The 533-nt window shown below is 70.2% G+C and carries 1 protein-coding gene; it reads right to left on the bottom strand.

Features of this window, described 5'->3' with window-relative positions:
• Positions 1–152 precede the first annotated feature (152 nt).
• Positions 153–533 (bottom strand): low molecular weight protein-tyrosine-phosphatase (locus HUK84_RS22535; RefSeq protein WP_176642081.1); only part of this gene is annotated, 381 nt, incomplete at its 5' end.

Here is a 533-nt window from a genome sequence, read left to right as displayed (position 1 = left end):
AGGCGCAGCCTGTCGACCGGCGGCGCCGCCCCCGCCCCGGCCCGCATACTTGAACCAAGCAGGGCCGCCACACAAAGGGACCACAAAAAAATACCTGGCAGAAAAAATGCAGGCCGCAGAACGGCCGGCGGCCGCAACACACGCCCCATGGTTCAGATATCCCGGGGCGGGGCACCGGCCAGCGCGCGCGCCAGCGCCTCGGCCCCCTGCGAGACAAGGTCCCATGTGGTCTCGAAATCCCGGATCTGTCCGTAATACGGGTCGGGCACCGGCCGGCCGGCATGGCCCGGCACATGATCCAGCAGCAGCGACAGATGCGCCGTGGCGTCGGGCGGACGGCGCGCGCGCAAGGTCCGCAGATTGTCGTGATCCAGCGCCAGGATGTGGGTGAAGCGGCGGAAATCCTCCACGGTCACCGCCCGGGCGCGATAGCCGGAAATATCGATCCCGGCCTGACGGGCCACCGCCTGCGCCCGCCGGTCGGGCGGATCGCCCGCGTGCCAGTCGCCGGTGCCGGCCGAATCGATCCGGAC

The organism is Nguyenibacter vanlangensis (assembly GCF_013376155.1).
Taxonomy (GTDB): Bacteria; Pseudomonadota; Alphaproteobacteria; order Acetobacterales; family Acetobacteraceae; genus Gluconacetobacter; species Gluconacetobacter vanlangensis.
Note: the sequence above shows the minus strand (reverse complement) of the source record. Positions and strands in the feature narration are given on the sequence as shown.